This window comes from Novosphingobium sp. BL-A-41-Hi4B-X5A, from assembly GCF_055521705.1.
The window spans coordinates 1,645,435-1,662,547 of sequence record NZ_CM145500.1; the positions used below are offsets into that span (position 1 = coordinate 1,645,435).

At 61.4% G+C, this 17,113-nt stretch carries 24 protein-coding genes; 20 read left to right on the top strand and 4 right to left on the bottom strand.

Translation table 11 applies throughout. From position 1 onward, the window contains the following. Window positions 1-2: 2 nt before the first annotated feature. From ACZ1JY_RS07865 to ACZ1JY_RS07950, 18 genes are all read left to right on the top strand, one after another. Window positions 3-404 (top strand): hypothetical protein, encoded by a 402-nt coding sequence (locus ACZ1JY_RS07865; RefSeq protein ID WP_465128913.1) that lies wholly within the window; start codon window positions 3-5, stop codon window positions 402-404. A gap of 2 nt (window positions 405-406) precedes the next feature. Then, window positions 407-844 (top strand): phage tail protein, encoded by a 438-nt coding sequence (locus ACZ1JY_RS07870; protein WP_465128914.1) that lies wholly within the window; start codon window positions 407-409, stop codon window positions 842-844. Next, entirely contained in the window at window positions 844-1,260 is a 417-nt protein-coding gene (locus ACZ1JY_RS07875) for a hypothetical protein (protein ID WP_465128915.1), read from the top strand. Before ACZ1JY_RS07870 ends, ACZ1JY_RS07875 begins: the two co-directional genes overlap by 1 nt. Before the next feature lie 95 nt (window positions 1,261-1,355). After that, on the top strand, window positions 1,356-1,511 hold the full coding sequence (locus ACZ1JY_RS07880) for a hypothetical protein (protein ID WP_465128916.1): 156 nt from the start codon (window positions 1,356-1,358) through the stop codon (window positions 1,509-1,511). After that, window positions 1,511-4,000 carry a phage tail length tape measure family protein gene (locus ACZ1JY_RS07885; RefSeq protein WP_465128917.1) on the top strand — a complete coding sequence of 830 codons (2,490 nt, stop codon included), beginning with the start codon at window positions 1,511-1,513 and terminating at the stop codon, window positions 3,998-4,000. Before ACZ1JY_RS07880 ends, ACZ1JY_RS07885 begins: the two co-directional genes overlap by 1 nt. Continuing rightward, a complete protein-coding gene (locus ACZ1JY_RS07890) occupies window positions 3,997-4,587 on the top strand; it encodes a hypothetical protein (protein WP_465128918.1) in 591 nt (196 codons plus the stop codon). Before ACZ1JY_RS07885 ends, ACZ1JY_RS07890 begins: the two co-directional genes overlap by 4 nt. Further along, window positions 4,587-4,739 carry a hypothetical protein gene (locus ACZ1JY_RS07895; protein ID WP_465128919.1) on the top strand — a complete coding sequence of 51 codons (153 nt, stop codon included), beginning with the start codon at window positions 4,587-4,589 and terminating at the stop codon, window positions 4,737-4,739. Before ACZ1JY_RS07890 ends, ACZ1JY_RS07895 begins: the two co-directional genes overlap by 1 nt. A gap of 1 nt (window position 4,740) precedes the next feature. Next, window positions 4,741-5,334: a hypothetical protein gene (locus ACZ1JY_RS07900; protein ID WP_465128920.1), complete on the top strand. Its 594-nt coding sequence runs from the start codon at window positions 4,741-4,743 to the stop codon at window positions 5,332-5,334. Continuing rightward, entirely contained in the window at window positions 5,319-5,762 is a 444-nt protein-coding gene (locus tag ACZ1JY_RS07905; RefSeq protein ID WP_465128921.1) for a DUF6950 family protein, read from the top strand. Before ACZ1JY_RS07900 ends, ACZ1JY_RS07905 begins: the two co-directional genes overlap by 16 nt. Continuing rightward, window positions 5,762-7,297 (top strand): phage tail protein, encoded by a 1,536-nt coding sequence (locus ACZ1JY_RS07910; RefSeq protein ID WP_465128922.1) that lies wholly within the window; start codon window positions 5,762-5,764, stop codon window positions 7,295-7,297. The genes ACZ1JY_RS07905 and ACZ1JY_RS07910 overlap by 1 nt, the downstream gene beginning before the upstream one ends. Continuing rightward, window positions 7,294-7,788, top strand: a complete 495-nt coding sequence (locus ACZ1JY_RS07915; protein WP_465128923.1) for a hyaluronate lyase N-terminal domain-containing protein — start codon at window positions 7,294-7,296, stop codon at window positions 7,786-7,788. Before ACZ1JY_RS07910 ends, ACZ1JY_RS07915 begins: the two co-directional genes overlap by 4 nt. 8 nt (window positions 7,789-7,796) lie before the next feature. After that, on the top strand, window positions 7,797-8,207 hold the full coding sequence (locus ACZ1JY_RS07920) for a hypothetical protein (RefSeq protein WP_465128924.1): 411 nt from the start codon (window positions 7,797-7,799) through the stop codon (window positions 8,205-8,207). A 4-nt stretch (window positions 8,208-8,211) separates the two neighbouring features. Beyond that, window positions 8,212-10,689 (top strand): hypothetical protein, encoded by a 2,478-nt coding sequence (locus tag ACZ1JY_RS07925; RefSeq protein WP_465128925.1) that lies wholly within the window; start codon window positions 8,212-8,214, stop codon window positions 10,687-10,689. Beyond that, a complete protein-coding gene (locus ACZ1JY_RS07930; protein WP_465128926.1) occupies window positions 10,689-11,018 on the top strand; it encodes a hypothetical protein in 330 nt (109 codons plus the stop codon). Before ACZ1JY_RS07925 ends, ACZ1JY_RS07930 begins: the two co-directional genes overlap by 1 nt. After that, window positions 11,015-11,629, top strand: a complete 615-nt coding sequence (locus ACZ1JY_RS07935; RefSeq protein WP_465128927.1) for a glycoside hydrolase family 19 protein — start codon at window positions 11,015-11,017, stop codon at window positions 11,627-11,629. Before ACZ1JY_RS07930 ends, ACZ1JY_RS07935 begins: the two co-directional genes overlap by 4 nt. 88 nt (window positions 11,630-11,717) lie before the next feature. Next, entirely contained in the window at window positions 11,718-12,068 is a 351-nt protein-coding gene (locus ACZ1JY_RS07940) for a hypothetical protein (RefSeq protein ID WP_465128928.1), read from the top strand. Beyond that, complete coding sequence (locus ACZ1JY_RS07945; protein WP_465128929.1) at window positions 12,065-12,382, top strand: hypothetical protein; 318 nt, start codon at window positions 12,065-12,067, stop codon at window positions 12,380-12,382. Before ACZ1JY_RS07940 ends, ACZ1JY_RS07945 begins: the two co-directional genes overlap by 4 nt. A 25-nt stretch (window positions 12,383-12,407) precedes the next feature. Then, the gene (locus ACZ1JY_RS07950) at window positions 12,408-12,551 is read left to right on the top strand and encodes a hypothetical protein (RefSeq protein ID WP_465128930.1); all 144 of its coding nucleotides are present in this window, start codon (window positions 12,408-12,410) and stop codon (window positions 12,549-12,551) included. A 136-nt stretch (window positions 12,552-12,687) separates the two neighbouring features. Here the strand turns inward: ACZ1JY_RS07950 and ACZ1JY_RS07955 are convergent, their stop codons facing one another. After that, complete coding sequence (locus tag ACZ1JY_RS07955; protein ID WP_465128931.1) at window positions 12,688-13,722, bottom strand: P63C domain-containing protein; 1,035 nt, start codon at window positions 13,720-13,722, stop codon at window positions 12,688-12,690. Window positions 13,723-15,067: 1,345 nt separating this feature from the next. Between ACZ1JY_RS07955 and ACZ1JY_RS07960 the strand changes: the two genes are divergently transcribed. Further along, window positions 15,068-15,235: a hypothetical protein gene (locus ACZ1JY_RS07960; protein WP_465128932.1), complete on the top strand. Its 168-nt coding sequence runs from the start codon at window positions 15,068-15,070 to the stop codon at window positions 15,233-15,235. Between the two features lie 3 nt (window positions 15,236-15,238). Here ACZ1JY_RS07960 and ACZ1JY_RS07965 read toward each other — a convergent pair whose 3' ends face one another. The 3 genes from ACZ1JY_RS07965 to ACZ1JY_RS07975 form a co-directional block, all read right to left on the bottom strand. Beyond that, on the bottom strand, window positions 15,239-15,427 hold the full coding sequence (locus tag ACZ1JY_RS07965; RefSeq protein ID WP_465128933.1) for a hypothetical protein: 189 nt from the start codon (window positions 15,425-15,427) through the stop codon (window positions 15,239-15,241). Beyond that, the gene (locus ACZ1JY_RS07970) at window positions 15,424-15,630 is read right to left on the bottom strand and encodes a hypothetical protein (protein WP_465128934.1); all 207 of its coding nucleotides are present in this window, start codon (window positions 15,628-15,630) and stop codon (window positions 15,424-15,426) included. Before ACZ1JY_RS07970 ends, ACZ1JY_RS07965 begins: the two co-directional genes overlap by 4 nt. Before the next feature lie 354 nt (window positions 15,631-15,984). Then, window positions 15,985-16,314: a hypothetical protein gene (locus tag ACZ1JY_RS07975; RefSeq protein WP_465128935.1), complete on the bottom strand. Its 330-nt coding sequence runs from the start codon at window positions 16,312-16,314 to the stop codon at window positions 15,985-15,987. A 131-nt stretch (window positions 16,315-16,445) separates the two neighbouring features. Between ACZ1JY_RS07975 and ACZ1JY_RS07980 the strand changes: the two genes are divergently transcribed. Next, window positions 16,446-16,961 (top strand): HIRAN domain-containing protein, encoded by a 516-nt coding sequence (locus ACZ1JY_RS07980; RefSeq protein WP_465128936.1) that lies wholly within the window; start codon window positions 16,446-16,448, stop codon window positions 16,959-16,961. The last annotated feature ends 152 nt before the right edge of the window (window positions 16,962-17,113 follow it).

The following is a 17,113-nucleotide window of genomic DNA, read 5'->3' on the forward strand; positions in this document are numbered from 1 at the left end:
GCATGGAAGAGGCGCTCATTGCGCGGCTGAAAGCGGCCTCCGGCGCCGAGGTTCTGACCGAGGGGCCTAACCGCGTCACATACTTTGAACGAGTGCGCAGCGCGGGCCTTCCCGCCCTTTCGGTTATGTCGGTCTCCAATACTGACGGCTGGACGCACGACGGTCCGACAGGCTTCGATTGGGTGCGCGTGCGCGTCGATATCTGGTCCGCGACCCGCACCGAGGCAATCGCCCTGAAGCGCGTGGTCCGCACTGAAATGCAAGCGGCCAAGACCGTCGGCGATGTCCGCTTTCAGCGCGCCGAGCGGCTCGCCGAGCGCACGATTGACGAAGGCGAACAGGACGGCGGCGCGGAACTCTATCACGTGCAGCAAGAGTACGGCTTTTACTACGAGGAGCTTTAAAGATGACGGATCAGGCCAAGAACTCGTTCGGCGCTGAACTGTGGATGGGACCCGCAGGCGGCACTTTGGTGAAGATCGCGGAGCTGACTTCGGTCACCCCGCCGAAGCGTTCGCGCGGCACGAAGGACGTGACCACGCACGACAGCCCGGGCGGTGCCCAGCAGTTCATCGCATCGGGCATCTACGATGCTGGCGAGTTCGGCGGTGCGGGTAACTACATCGCTGGCAGCGCAAGCGATGGTCTGCTCACCGCTGCGATCGTCGATGGTGTAACCCGCGACTTCAAGTATGTCTCGAAGGGCGCGGAGGACACGTTCGATTCCGCGTTCTCAGGCATCCTCACCGACTATGGTGTTGACGAAATGCCGGTCGACGGCGTTCAGACCTTTACCTTCGGCGGCAAGGTCACCGGTGAAATCACGCAGGCGGCGTCGGCATAATGGCGGCGCCTGATGGACAGGTAGCTTTCGAGTACGATCGCTGCCGCTTCACCATGGTGTTCGACATGAAGGCCATCGCGTTCTTCGAGCGCGAGGCCAACTGCTCGATCCTCATTGTATTGCGCGATCTTGCGAATGCGCAGGACGACCCGCACGCTAACCCGCCGAAGCTCAGCCATGTGGCGCTACTCGTGCAGGCAGGTCTACGCGCCTTCCATCCTGAGATATCTCTCGACAAGGCCATGCGCATGGCTTCGGATCCTGCCGTTCAGGCGGCGCTCGGTACCGCCCAGGCAGCAAGCCAGCCAGTCGCCAGCGCGGGCACAGTTGAGAGTGCGGAGGGAAAGGCACCCGCTCACTCGAAGCGAGCTGGCCGTGGGACGAGCACCTCGGCCAAGCGGTCGAAGCGGGGCTGAGCGTCAGCGAATACTGGTCGTCCACTCCACGGACGATCGACCTTGCCTGTAAGGCTTACTTTCGTCGGCGCGGCTGGATCGTCTGGCATACCGCAATGCTGATGCGACAGGATGGCAAGCACTTCCCCTCGCTCGGTGATCTTACCGGCGAGGCCCGGGTGAAGCGCAAGGGCGGCCAGGTCAACGTCGCCGAACTCCAGCACAACATGAAGTTGTTCAAGGCTGCGCTCGCCGCGCGGAAAGGTGGCTGATGTCTGCTCTGATCGGCGCGCTTCGTGTCACGCTCGGCCTCGACAGCGCCGCGTTCGAAAAGGGCGCGAGCGCGGTCGAGAAGCGCGCCAAGGGCATGGTGAGGACAGTCGAAGCGCACGGCAAGGCGATGACCGATCTCGGCAAGACGATGTCGGTCGCAGTCACCGCCCCTCTCGTTGCCTTCGGTGTGAAGTCGGTGCAGGCCGCGATAGAATCTCGCGACGCCATGGGGCAAGTCGAAGCCGCGTTGAAAAGCATGGGCACGGCCGCAGGCCGGACCTCGGAGCAGCTGGGCGACATGGCCGGCAACCTCATGCACAATTCGCTGTATGACGATGACGATATCCTGCGGAAGGTCACAGCCAATCTCCTGACGTTCGGAAGCATCGCGGGCGACCAGTTCGACCGCGCTCAGCAAGCTGCTGTCGATCTGGCAGCGCGAATGAAAATGGATCTGCAACCGGCTACCCTGCTCGTCGGCAAGGCGCTGAACGATCCCGTGAAGGGCATGGGCGCTCTGCGCAAGGCTGGTATCCAGCTGACCGAGCAGCAGCAGAAGCAGATCAAGTCGATGGTCGCGGTCGGCAATGCGGCGGGTGCCCAGAAGGTCCTGCTCGCCGAGCTTGAGAAGCAGTTCGGCGGCAGCGCGGCGGCGGCGCAGAAGGCGAACCCATTCGACACCCTCAAGGATTCGATGGCGGATTTCATGGAGGCCGTGGGCGGCCAACTGCTGGAAATCCTCCCGAACATCACCGCGGCACTGACGAACGTGATCCAAGCTTTCGGGGCTTTGTCGCCGGGCGTGCAGCAGGCGGTCGTCGTCGGCGGCATGCTGACCGCAGCTCTCGGGCCGGTTCTCACCGTGCTTGGCACGATCACGAGCGCCATGGCGCCGTTCCTGGGCGTGCTGGGCACGGCGTTTGCCGAAGGCGGCGTCCTGCTCACCGCCAAGGCGGCACTGGTCGGCCTGGGCGCGGCACTCGGTCCGATCCTTCTGCCCCTTGCCGCTCTGGCCGGAGCCGGCGCACTGATCTACGCAAACTGGGAGAAAATCTCGCCGGTCCTTTCGGAGTTTTGGCAGGCTCTCCAGACCGCGCTGGGGCCGCCGCTCCAGCAGATCGTTACCGAGATGAGCGCGACGCTGACCGAGCTGTGGAACGGCCCGCTCGGCGAAGCCCTGCGGCAGACGATCGGGCTGATAGGCGACCTTGTTGTCTGGCAGGCAAAGGCGTTCGGGCCAGTGTTTATCGCGCTGCTCCGCGCTGCGGCGGACATTGTGGGGAGTGTCTTCGGCGTAATCGGCGATGCGCTGAAAGCGGTCTCCCGGCTGCTGCAAGGTGACTGGTCCGGGGCTTGGGAGGCCGCGAAGAGCCTCGCCATCAATGCCTTCAATGCGATCAACACAGCATTCGCGGGACTGCCGGGCTTTGTGGCAGATGTCATGATGCGCATGGTCTCCGCGATTAGCGGCTGGGTCGGCGACAAGCTCAATGCGATCTGGGATGGCGCGGTGCGCAAGATCGACTGGGTGAAGCAGAAGTTCTACGATCTTTATGACGCCGTTGTTGGGCACAGCTACATTCCCGACATGGTCGATGGCATCGCTGCTCAGATGCTGCGCCTCGACAGCGTGATGGTCGACAAGGCTGACAAGGCCACGGAGAAAACCAAGGCCGCGTTCGAGAAGCTCGCTAACGAACTGAAGCCGCTGATGGAGCGACTGTTCCCGGAAGCGAAGGCGCTGAACGACTATCACTCCGACCAGCAGACGCTGGACGCTGGCCTCAATAGCCCTGATCCACGCACCCGACTGACGCAGGCGCAGTATGACGAGGCCACCCGCCGCCTACATCGTGAAGGCGCGGGCATCGATCCAGCCCAACCGCTCGGACCTAGCGCAATCGGGGGCATCACGGCGGGCCCCATCGTGCAGGATATGGACAAGATTAGCGAAGGTCTCAACCGGCTGATGCAAGACGCGACCGGCAAGGGCGCTGGGATCGAAGCCGCAAACATCCGCATCGCCAAGTCCTTTAAGGACATGGCGCAGGAGACGCTTGGAGCGTTGCAGAACGTGGCCAACGCGATCAAGGGCGGCGGGTTCTTCGATATCCTGACCTCGGTCATCAACCTTGGCCTACAGCTCGGCGGCATTGGTGCGTTCGGCAGCGGCTTTCAGCAGCGCCTCAACACCGCTGGGGGAGATATCCCATCAATTCCACAGTACGCCAACGGCACAAACTTCCACCCGGGCGGGTGGGCCATGGTCGGCGAGCGCGGGCCGGAACTGGTTCATATGAGCCGCGGATCTGCCGTTTATCCTCACGGCGCACCGAATGGCGGTGGCGACACTTACTACCTGCAGGGCAACCTGCTGACCCCTGAATTCTGGCAGCGCATCACTTCGCAAGATGTGCAGGCGGCGCAGGCCGGGGGTGAACTTGGTTATCGTAAGGTTCTGACCAAGAGCCGCAGGAGGCTGGCATGATCGAGCTTCCCGCAGAGTTTAAACCGCGAGAAGCCGCGCCGCAATTGCTCGACTTCGGCATGTTGCTGCGCCCGGCATCGGGTGCGCCCGCGCTGAGGGTCAACCGCACCGGAAGCCGGTTCGTGCTGCAGGTGGCGTTTCCGCCAATGCAGCCGGACAAGGCGCGACGGTTCGTGGCGCTGATGCAGGTAGCCAAGCGCGAGGGGCTGCGCATGCCGTGGCCGCTGATGGGCATGACGCAGGGCGGCGGCGCGGCAACGGTGGACGGATCGGGCGCGGCGGGCACGACATTGCCGCTGAAGGACATGACGCCGGGCTACATGGTGCGACAGGGCATGTGGCTATCGGTGGAAGGCGCAGACGGAACACGCTGCCTGCATACCGTTGCCGAGGCGGCGCGGGTGGCCATCGATGGCACGGTGACATTGACCATCGAACCGCCGTTGCGGGTGGCGCTGGTCGATGGTGATCCAGTGAACGTGAGTGCGCCGACAATCGAAGGCTGGATTACCAGCGATGTTGCCTGGTCTTTGCCGGTCGACCGGATCGTCGAGGGGCTGGGCTTTACTCTTGAGGAAGCTGCGTGATGCGGGCCGAGTGCAAAACGCTGGTTACGAAGCGCAAGTTTGCCGTGTCATTTGCCGGTGCGCGCTTTGCGCTGCGCCACTGGCTGGCGGTCCAATGCATTGCGCTGGCTTTGACGTTGGGTGCCGTCACCTCGATTGCGATCGAGGACTGACATGCAATCCGTTGCGCTCACCGGCCTGCTCAAGATCGAACTGCCTTCCGCAACAATCCGCCTGTCTGACGGCGGGCTGATCAAGTGGGGGGCAGAGACGTTCACCGCGAAGGACACGCTGTTCGGCACGATCGCCAGTTTCAGCGAAGTGAACGAAGGCGTGGGCGAGGAAGTGCCCGCGTTCGAATTGACCTTTGCCCCGCCGGAAAGTTCGCTGGCCGATGACCTGGCATCGCCGGGTTACCAGACCTCGCAGGTGACGGTGTGGATTGCCGAATACAATCCTGCGACCGGTTCTGTCGTGGGCACGCCGACGGTGATGTTTCTTGGCCAGCTCGACCAGATCGAGCTTGGCGTTTCGCGCGATAGCCGGGACCTTGGCGCGACGGTGGTTTCGTTTGCGGAACGCCTGTTCAGCCGCAACGAGGGCAACAGCCTGTCGGAGGCATTCCACAAGTCGGTCTGGCCGGGCGAGACGGGAATGGACGCCGCCAACGGGCTTTCGATCACCGTCAGCTGGGGCGCGGAGAGCGCCGGGCAGGGATATATCTCGACCAGCGGCCCGGCATGGAACCGCCAATGGGTGAACATGTGATGGTGCCTGACCTGATCCGCAGGCAGCAAGCCACGCAGGCCACGCTCAACAAGTATCGCGCCAAGCCGTTCGACTGGAAGAAGGCGGTAACCTGCGTTCACATGGCGCGGTTCCACCTGCGCAAGATGGGCCACAAGGTTCCCGAATTGCCGCGCATCCGGGGCGTGATCGGGGCAACCCGCGCGCTGCGTGAACGAGGCTGGGCGAACGTGGCAGACATGCTCGATGCGCAAGGTTCGCTGGAACGGATTGCCCCGGCGTTCATGCGCATTGGCGATCTGGCCGTGCTGCCGGGTGACGAAGTGATGGACAGCATCGTGATCAACGCAGGCACCGGCAAGTTGCTGGGATGGCACCAAGACTGGGCCGGGGGGATGATCGAGATGGAAGCATCGCTCGATGATCTGCTTGGGGCGTGGAGGGCCTGATGGCAAAGGTTCTGCGCGTCGTCGCCAAAATTGCCGGGGTGGTTGCCGTGGTGGCGACTGTGCTGGGCAACCCGCTGGTTGCCGCGATTGCAACGGCTGTGGCGGCTGTGGCGACGATCGGCGCGCAGCTGCTGACCAAGCCGCCGCCGGTTCGTGGATCTCCGACGCAAGTGCTGGTCGATACCGAACCACCCAGACCTTACGTGATGGGCGAAGGGCTGATCGGTGGCGTCGTGCGCTATGACCGCGCCTATGGCTATGAGGACGACGTGCCCAACCCGTTCCGCTGGATCGTCATGGTCTATTCGGGCGTCACAGCGGCAAGCATCGCGGCCTATACCGACTTCGAGCCGGTGAGTTCGTGGTATTCGGGCTATCTCGATCAGTACACGCAGGTAGGGGCGTGCCCTGAATCATCGGCCCTGATGCCGGTGGCGTGGCCAGGGGCACCGGATTGGACGACTGCCAGCAAGCTTTCGGGCTGCGCGGCGATCGGGTGGAACCTGCACTTCGACAAGAAGGGCAAGCGCTTTGCCTCGGGCCTTCCGCAACTGCAGGCCTATGGCCAGTGGTCCAAGGTCTATGACCCGCGTCTCGACAGCACACGCGATGGCGGTTCGGGCACGCACCGGGTGGACGATGAGGACACTTGGGCATGGAGCGAGAACCCCGCGCTGCATGCCGGCACCTATGCCTATGGCCGCTATCAGAACGGCGTGAAGGTTATGGGCATCGGCATGCCTGACGCTGGCGTTGACTGGACGGCAGTGGCGGCATGGGCGAACGATTGCGAGGCCAATAGCTGGACGATCTTCGGGCGCATCTTCGAACCGGCTGACCGCTGGGCGAACCTGAAGGAAATCTGCACGGCGGGCGGTGGCAAGCCGGTGTTCTCGGGCGGGAAGATCAGCTTTGATTGGAACCGTCCGCGCGTGACGCTTGGCACGATCACCGAGGCAGACCTTGGCGAAGGCAGATATTCGAAGGTTGCGGGCCGTGGCTATACCGACCGCTACAACGCGATCATCCCGAAATACACCGACCCCGACAGCAACTGGCAACAGATGAGCGCGGGCGAAGTGAAGGTGGCGGCCTATGTCACTGCCGACGGTGAAAAGCGGCTGCAGGAGTATCCGTTCAATCTCGTGAAGGACGTTGACCAGGCGGCGCAGCTCGCCCGCTATGTCATCGAGGACAGCCGCGAGCAGCAGCCTATCGTGCTGCCCCTGTTGCCGCAGTGGCGCATGGCAAGGCCGGGGGAAGCCTATGCGCTCGACATCCCCAGCCTTGGCTTCACCGGAGAGACGGCAGTGGTCATCGACCGGCAGGTGAACCCGCAGACCTTCGAGGTAACCTTGACCTTCCGGCAGGAGAACGACGCCAAGCACGCGGCGGCGCTGGCAACAGTGGGCGTTCCCCCTGCGGCCATCGGCACGGTGCAAAGCGGGCAGGATCGTGACGAGACGGCAGCGGTAGTAGGGGCCGTCAGCGATACCGACGTGATCTATGACGGTGGCGCGGCGGTGATTGTATGACGACGGTTTCGGTCCGCTTCCAATGGCGGCGCGACACGGCGGCGAACTGGACCACAGAAGACCCGGTGTTGCTGCAAGGCGAACCGGGGCTGGAAACCGATACCGGGGCCTTCAAGATTGGCGACGGTTCGACCGCATGGAGTGCGCTGGGCTACTTCAACGGGACCAATGCCGAGACGGTGCGCGACATCATTGGCACAGCGCTGACCGAAGGCGACGGGATCACGATTACGGTTAATGATGGGGCCAATACCATCACTGTCGAGATCGATGCCGCTGCCGCGTTGGAGTGGTCCGCAAGGCACCAATTTGCGGAAGGCGTGCGACTTGGCGGGACTGGTGGCCCCCTTGTCCTGGCGGGCACCGGGACGCCTGAAAGCACAGTTTCCGCACCGGTCGGATCGATGTTTCTGCGTGCCGATGGGGGCGCAGGCACAAGCTTTTACATCAAGGAGTCCGGCACCGGCAGCACAGGCTGGGTGGCCAAGTAGGAGCAATCATGAGCACCACATTCGACACCTGGCTGCAGACGCTTGCAGCCGGATACAAAGGCGGGTCCGCAATCACACTGCCGCTGGCCACGCGCGGGCTGAAATGGGAGCACGATATTGAGATCGGCGGCGACTGGACGGGCGCGACGCTGGAAGGATCGATCAGCGCCGCGCCTGATGCGGCAAGCCCGCTGGTAACAATCACGGTCGGCTCGCTGGTTTATGACGCTGGCGACGACGTGACGAACTGGACCGTCAGCCTTGCGGCAGGAACCGGCAGCAACAGCACCGGCATTCTGCCGACCGACACCGACGGCGATGGCGTGGAATACCTGCCGATCGCCTTCTACATGACGCCATCGGGCGGTTCGAAAGAGCTGCTGTTCGGCGCTGCATTCCCCCTGACCGGAAAGGTTTGAGCCGATGACCACTATCCAGTTCGGCGGACAGACGCTGCAGATCGGCGTGGGTGAAAACACCCGCGCGGCACAGCGGGCGGCGGCGGCTGCCACGACCAAGGCGGCGCGGGCCGACCTTTCCGCCTACCTCGCCAGCAATCCCTTTGCCGACACCACGGCGCTGAACGCCTATGCGAACGATGCACTGGCGGTGGGTGATCGCACCACGATTGTGGGCGATGGGGTTTACCAAGTTACCGCGCTCGGGCCGGTCGTGTGGACACGGCAGGCTGATGATGCTGTCAAGCAAGGTGCGGATCAGGTTGCGCTGGCGACTGCGGAGGCCGATGAAGCCGCGCTGGCAGCGGATGAAGCGCAGGGATATGCCTCAACTGCGGGTAGCGCATCGGTAACTAACCTGTTTTCGGTGCTGTCTCAGGTCACGTCTAACCCGCCGTCAACCGCCTCTGTGATCCAATCCAACGGTTGGCGCATTACGAACAGCGCGCCGTCTGATGTTTCGCTTGGCGCGGTCAAGGTGATCCGGCAGGGTTACAATACCAGCGCCGTCCCGGTGTTCTGGGTCGATACCCTGTATCGAACCAAGCGAGTGCGGCAGGTCTACCCAAATCAGGCCAGCTTCACGACGAACGAAGAAACGCTGTCCGATTTCGTCTATTCGACCGACTGCGTTCTCGGCCTGATTAACCAGTCCACGGAAACCAGTCCCAAGCCGGTAGCGAACTGGGTCATGCCGTCACGCTTGCTGGTTGCCTCGTCGGTGCATTGGGAGATCGTTGCATTCCATCGTGACGCGCGGAATTGGGGGTCTGGCAACGTTGGGCAACAGGTGGCCTGTGTCCGGGTCCGCGCCAACAACGGCACCACGGCAACGGCGTGGCAGACGGTATCGGCAACGTCGATCTCGACTTACGTTGAGGATGCCAATCCGGTTGAGGTTTTCCAGAACGATCTGGATATCTCCGCGCTGGCTGACGGGGCATTCTGGCTTGAGGCGGAGGTCTACCCGTGGATCGGCGCGGCGGCGTCTGTCCTGAAAAGCGAGGATCAGAGCGCGTTCCGTGAGTTTTCGCGCCGCTACTTCCGCAAGGGCTCGACGGTCAATTACGTCTATGTCGCTTCAACTGGCAATGACACGACCGGCGTTGTTTCGACCACACCGGCAACGGCAGCGGCAACGCCCTGCCTGACCGTGGGCGGCGCGTTGCTTCGCGCCCGCACGGCTCTTGGCACGACGACGACGGGTTCGCTTGATGGCCTGCGCATCCGCATCGTTGACAGCGTGACCTGCGGGACGCCCAATGGCGCGTTTTTCCCGCTGCGGCAGGACGTGGCAGGGGTTGTTATCGAGCGCGCGCCCGGAACGGCGCGTGCCTCTGCAATCGTCACCCTCGCTGCGACATTCCGCCCCGGCTTCAGCGATACCGGTGGCACGCTTACCGAAGGCTCGATCATCTTCAATGATGTATCCGTGGTTCTCGGTGGAGCGTTCCTGATCCAAGGCGAGGCAACGCGCGGTCTCGACGTGCAGTTCTGGAACTGCAACCTGAATTATGGCTCCTTCGCTACCACGCTGCGGTCAAGTTCGCATCTGCGCTTTGCGGGTGTCGCTGTCTCCAATCCGCCATCAACGGCGCTGGGCCTGATTACAGATACGCAGGTCCGCATGCTTCGCGGCGTGACCGGAAGTTTTAGCAACGGCGGCTATGAGGCTTGGCTGACGGTCGGGTGCAACCTTACTGCGATTGCTGGGCCTTCCTTCACCAACGCGCAGACCACCGGCACGATCTGGTTCAACAACAAGTTCCTCAACCCATCGGCATCATCGACCGGGCCACTGGTGTTCGCCGGGGCTGTAGCGGGGAATAGCGGCCAGAACCTTGGCGGCTTTGCCATGGTGCAGAACCTTGTCGAACTGCTTGGCACCGTTGGCAATTCGTCAATGCGTGTGGCTGGGGATAGCGACTTCGGCAACATCGTCAACGCGGTGATCCACCACAACACGCTGACCGGAACCAACGATGCAGGGCGTGTGAACATCAGCTATGACGAGCATCCGACCGTAGCCCGCACGCACAAGCTGATTTCGTTCAAGGGCAATCTGGTTCCTTCGCTGAACGTGAAGGGCGACGATTACAGCTTGATCCAAGATGGCACGCGCATCGGGCATTTCCCGTTCGAACATGGCGTAGGCTGTGAAGGAACCTTCACCAAGGACGTTAACGCCAACGCTGGCTCGGCATCGTTCGGGCAGGCTTATCCCGGTATCGGTTCGGTCATCGCGGGCGGTGATCCGCTATTCACTAGTAACCAGAGCGTGACCAAGCCAGCAGCTTCTTATGTCGCGGGTGCGGGCGGCGGTACGTATACGCTTCAGTCCGGCTCGCCTGCCAAGAACCTGCTTTCCATACCTGTGATGAAATACGACCTCGCGGGCAATGCTCGCGGGACAGGGACGCAGCACGCTGGTGCTTATCAGTGATGCCCGATAGCACCGGCAACGCAGCCCAGACCCGCATCATCGCCGAGCAGGTCGCCAAGGCTGCCGTGATCGAGTTTGCCGCTGAGCACCCCGAAATCCGCAGGGACAGCGGCTTCACCAATTTTCAGAAAGGCGTCGTCGGCGTCGGCGTCACACTGCTGGTCTCGGCCGTGCTCTGGCTGGTCAGCACTGTCAACCAGATGCAGCTCACGCTGGCACGGCTCGATGAGCGTATCGCCAGCGGCGCTGTGAAGGACGTTCGCGTCGACGATCTTGAGCGCCGGGTGACGACGCTTGAGGGGTATCACAGACAGGGAGGCGGGCAGTGATCAACTGGCGCAAGACACAGACCCGCCTGATCGCCAAGGGCTACGACGTCGGTGCCGTCGACGGCATCGCTGGCAAGCGGACGCATACCGCCCTGCTTGCCTTCATCGCCCAGCGCGCGATGACGCCGCTCGAACCGCTGGGTGCAGCCATGGCCGTGCATGCCCCTGCACATGGCATCACCGAGACGGCGGCGCGACTGGCAAACTTCTTGGGGCAAGCAGCGCACGAGACCGGTGGCTTTCGCCTTCTTCGCGAACTCTGGGGGGCGACGAAGGCGCAGAGGGGGTACGAAGGGCGCACAGACCTGGGCAATACACAAGCCGGTGATGGCTATAGGTATCGAGGGCGCGGCATCTTCCAGCTTACCGGCCGGGCCAACTATCGCGAGATCGGCGCCAGCATCGGGCAACCCTTGGAGACGAACCCGGAACTTGCCGAGCGTCCCGACATCGCGGTCCTGACCGCCTGCCGGTACTGGCAGTCGCGCGGGCTCAATGCTCTGGCCGACCAGGGCCTTGAGGACACGATCACGCGGCGGATCAACGGCGGCACGAACGGCATTGCAGAGCGTCGGGTGTATGTCGCCCGGATCAAGGCGCTGCTGTCATGAGCGCGCGGCTGTGGGCTCGGGCGGTGCTTGAGATCTGCGCGATCGCCGCGCTGATCATTGCTGCCGCTTCCTGCAGGAGCATGTGCCAATGACGTTCTGGGCATGGGTCGACAAGCGCTGGCCGACAGAACGCGGATGGGTGACGATCGCCACGTTCACCCTCGCCGCCTCGATGCTCAAGATGGCGGAGGTTCACCGCGAACTCTGGGGCGTCGAGTTGTTCAAGACGCTGCTCACGCTCGTGATCGGCACCGCGATCGTCAATATGATCCTCGCTTTCCACTTCACCGCGAACAAGGGCGATGAGAAGAAGGCGGACAACACGGCCAAGGCCTTCGAGGCAATTACGGCTGCGGCGAACGCGAGCGGTTCATCCCCAGAACCAGACGTGATCTTGCAGCCCGGCGAGACGGCCAAGGCGCAGGAGACAGGCGAATGACCGCCCTCACCACCCTCTGGCGTCTGCGCGTCCCCATCGCGATCATCGCCGCCGCCGCGCTGCTGTGGTGGGCCCTCGACCGCTATGTCGACGGCGCGGTGCAGGACGACCGCCAAGCCAGCGCCATTGTTGCGCACGAGGCCGATGCCCGCGCCGATGATGCCGCCGGCATGGTCGCGGCGTCGAAGGCTTCCACAATCGCTCAGGAGAACGAAGATGCGCGCGAAGCCGCCAATGCTGGCACTGATCCCCTTGGCGATGGCCTGCGCCAGCTGCGCGCAGGAAAGGCCCGCGATCGCGAAGCCTCCCGCTGATCTGCTTGTCTGCGCCGACGAGCCTGTGGCGCCCGATCTGCCGGGGCGAGATGAGCAGGCGCGGCGCGATGCTATGACGCTGGACTACATCCTGGCGCTGCGTTCGGCGTGGGGGGATTGCTTTGCCAAGGTTGCGGGCGTCAGGGCTTGGGCTGAGGCGGTGGACTGAGGAAGACCTGAAATGGAAACGGCGGGCCTTTCATGAGCCCGCCGTCGCGCTCGGAAGCGCCCAACGATGTGATCGTCTCATAGGCCGGTCTTGGTGGCAAGCGGATCTTGCCTGAGATTAGGATTGATAGCCTCGATCACTTATTCAGCAGGTCGAAAAAGTCGGTTTGGGCTGCGTTCGACTTTGGGATAGCCTCTGGGAATGCGCGATAGAACGAGCGCTCGAAGTCAGTTTTATCGCGCGAGGCATTACCGATGCCGATCGTTTGCCAGAGATGCTGGCGTAGCGCATCGACGCCGACCTCATTCGTGAGGAACTGGTGCAGCTTATATTTCCGGCCTCCGCCAGCATACACGACAGGGTTCGCTTCATCGAGAAGTTCAAGAATCGCCCCTTTGCTGTTTGCCAAGGGATGGTAGATGTACTTTCTGGTAAACCAACCGAAGAATTGCGGGTGTTTGAAAGAGTTAGGATTCTTTCTCTTCAGTCCATAAATCTTGTAAATCATGTCCGCGAACTGGTTTGGGAATTCTTTTTCCCATGCACGGAATTCAGTTCGGATAAACTGATTCCATTGCTTAAGATAATCTTCTCGCTTCGCATCCTCGATGTACCCAGTTGCGGTATCGACCAAGTAGATGATGCCCATCTTCGCTGACGATCGCATGATGATCTCGGCTTGAACGGCCAAGAATGCCTGCGAAGGGGCGAGTGAGCCATCATTCCGGGCTTGGATTAGGGCGTCACACACTTCAATGAGTGTCGTCGCCTCATAACCGTCGGCCACACCTCCGGGACCAGAATCGGTATCTATGTATTTGAAAAATATAGGATTTTGAATTTTATCCCACAAAGAATCGCTGATCGCGGATCGTACCCCCTTGCGGCTCATTGTCCTTAAAAATGCGTTGCCGCCTTCTGACTGGAGCGTGAGGGCCCGGGCCATTGCGGCCTTCGCGATAACCCGACGCTTGTCGAACAAATTGTAGACCTCGATCTCGACGTCACCGATCGGCAGCTTTCCTTGATGGCTTGCCTTAGGCAGGCCGTCAGCGTCATTAATCTTGGCCCATCGCACCTGGGCAGCGCGTTTGGCAATTTCACGACGCTGCTCTTTCGTCAGCGTCAGTGCACGGGCGGTTCCACCCTTGCTTTGCGGTGTGTCGCTCATCTCGATCCGGCCTCATGCTTGCTACGTATGATCGATATACATGCTTGCTTCCCCACTTGCAAGCATGGCATGCACGTTCCGATGGTTATGCTTGCTAAAAGGCAGGGCAAGCTTCCGTAGGCTCCCGTTGGTCTCTAACCCTCCCATTTCCACCAGATTCGACACCGCCCCAACTTTCGTTTACACCAGTCCCGTCACCAGCCAGTTCGCCTGCTGGTGCTTGAGAGACTATCACGCTCCCGGCTTCTAACGGGACGCATCACATGCCTTTCCTGCCCGTAATCCTGATCGTTGTTGTCGGCTTGGCTGTGGCCTGGCTCCTGTCGGAGATCTTGTGCCGCAAATTTGTTTCGCGTGACCGATCACGCGATGATTAAATCCTAGATTAATCAATGGGAAAGAACGCCATAGTAGGCTGTTGAGACCCACATCTAGGTCAGCCGTCGGGAAGGCATTGTTGACCCTGCAACTCCCCGTGAACGGCTGAGGACCCCCCGATTGGAACGCCGCAGAGTGGGTGCTGGTCCTGACGCTTGCGGGATTCGCCTGCATCCTGGTCGCCATGCTTGCAGGCTTGGGAATATATTCCGATAAGCTGCCCTAGCCCCTGTTGGATCATCCAAGGGCTAGGGCATCACGACCAGGCGACTCGGGCCCTGCCGTGATGTAGAAACAATACCGCCATCGCCGTTATAGCGGAAAGCTATTTCAGACAGCTTCGCATCTCAAATTGATCGATCAGGCGACGAAGCAGATTGGTCGAGCTCTTGTCTTATCGCGTCGACAGCATTGCTCAGGTGGATTCCGACCATATCCAATCTGAGACTGTCTGCCTCCCGGAGGCACAGCTCCAACATGTCCGCTAGCTCAGTCAGCCGAAGCTGACGTTCGTACGCCGTTTGCGCTGGAAGCATTATCGATTCCCGGGGCGTTTATCCCTAACCCACTTCTTGGCGCGCTTACGGGAAATGCTCTTCCCGCAGTACCGACACACCGAATGATACCCCGACAGGTCCCGCTTCACAGCGTTAGCGGTTGGCCGATGAAAGCCGAATAAGCAGCGAATCCCCATAAGTGCCCCCTTTGCAACGGCATGGTCTAGGAGTGGATCACCGCCAAGGCATTGGATTAATGCGACATAACAGCATTTGTGTGGTTTTGGGACACCGGATGCAAGGACGCGGGTCGGCGCAACCACCTTGCAGAATCAGGACCGTTCCGCTTCCGTTCCCCTATGGGAAAGAACGCGCCACTCATTCCGGCATGAACCAAGACGCTCGACGGACTGATCGAGCAGGGGGTCAAGGTAACGGTCAGTTGCACGCAATGCAGCGGCAAGGACTTCGTGAATCTCGAACTGCTCAGGGCGCGCGTCGGTTCCGGATCATACAGCCTATGGAACCGGCGCTGTCGCTGCCGCCTGACGGAAGGATGCGAAGGCTGGAACCGTTTCCGCTACATCAACGGCATGGCCTGGGCGATGTGGGACGATGAGGGTGCGAAGCACTGGTGATCGTTACGGCGTCGCGTCGATCCCGATCATCTTCTCCAAGCGCTCGGTTGCATCGAGCACATCCTCCCAGATCAGGTTGACCGCTGCCCTGTCGTAGTCGTCGGGGTCCGTGCTGAGGGCTTCAAGCGCGGCGCGGAGATGGTGCCGGGCTGATGTGAAGTCCGGGGCTGTGCGGGATTCGGGGTAGGTCATGGGGCGGTGTAGCACGGTTGATACGCCTTGTGGGCGACCTCAACTACCTGCCTATCCAGCAAAGGATCTGATGCGAGGGCGCGGAGTTCATTTTCCACTTCTTCCCAGTCCTCGGCTTCCTTTGTTTTAACGAGGCCGGTTCCGAAGGCGGCAAGCCAGAACACCACCAAGATGCCAGCGACGATTAGGTGGGGTTCGCTCATGTCCTGTCCTTCACATACTGGATCTGCTTGCGGAGCCCGAGGGCGCGCAAAACATCTTGTGGTGGAGCCTTCTTACCATGCATGAAGGCTGACAAGTGCGCCTGAGTTACGCCGTTCCGCTGACACCAGTGCATCGCCGCTTCTTGTCTGAAGCGACGGGCAAGCTTCGCTCTGATCTGGTCTTCCGTCATGGCGCAACCTGTTCGATCTTACCTATGATAACGCCGGGAAAGAGATTGAATGTGGTCCATATCCATAGATACAAGCGAGCCATCCAGTGGAAGCGGTAATAGCGAGGCTCTTCCCATCCAATCGCTGCACCGTAGAAACCCGCGCCAAGCATAAGCTTCCACCTCACTTCTTCCACTCCCCTGTTTCGAGTGCGGCCAGTTCTGACAATGCCTGCGACCTTGCAACACGTCGCGCCTCTGCCTGCTCTGCCATTGCTGGGGAATAGAACGGGTCTGCACTTTCCGGCACTTGGCCCATCGGACGGCGGATTGCGTCATGCAGGGCAATCGTGATGGTCTTCACCCGCCCCTCTACCTCTGCCAGCGCGGTTTCGAGTGCTTCAACTCGGTCGGTTAGCAGGGCATTGGCTTGGCGCTCACTGTCCAACGTGGTGATGGCTTGGTGCCACTTCACGCGCTCATCACGCAATTGCCGCAGTTCGTCCGCAATCATCTCGTCGCTCCATGTCCAATCGAACGACTAGGGTGACCGCAGCCAGAGTCCAGAGGTCTGCGAAACTGAACCGTTGTCATCCCTGTGGACTAAAGTCAGCCGTCTAATCGTTGTCACCAACTGCCTCCAAAATGGTCCTTCCCGAATCGCTCAACTCCTGCCAGCTTTGTTCCACTTTCGTTCTGATGGAGGGCCCGGTGGGGTGGAATGATTTCAGCTTGCCAGCTTGCGGAGAGTGGTTCGATAACGAGGATGGCACCAGTCGCCAAGACGAACTGCGGAACTGCGAGCCGGGCGAGGTGATCCATCTGGTGCGCGAACCTGACAATCCGCACGACCGCATGGCTGTAGCTCTGGTGACCGTGCGCGGCATTCGCGTCGGGTATCTGCGCCGTGACCGAGCGGTGTGGATCGGCAGCAAGATTGACCGGGGATACGACGTGCGGGCGATCATCGAGCGCGTGAAGGGCTCTCACCTTCCCGCCGCGACCCTCGGCCTGGTCGTCCGGGTCAACATGGAAGGCGACGATCCGGAGCTTCCCGACCATGGTATCGGCGATCGGGTTCGAATTCGTGGAGGGGAGCAAATGAGGGCAAAATTCAAATCCATGGTATCAGGCATGGTATCAGCCCGCGACGGCGTATAATTTCATCGTGATTTCAAACATTTGCGATATTGATTTGACGGGCTCCGTCTCCGCCACCATGCGCAATGCCGCGAAGCCCTCCCAGAAAGTGATGGACACCCAGACCGGTCGACCTTTGCTGGTCGTCCGGGTGGTTGGCTCCGGGATGGCAT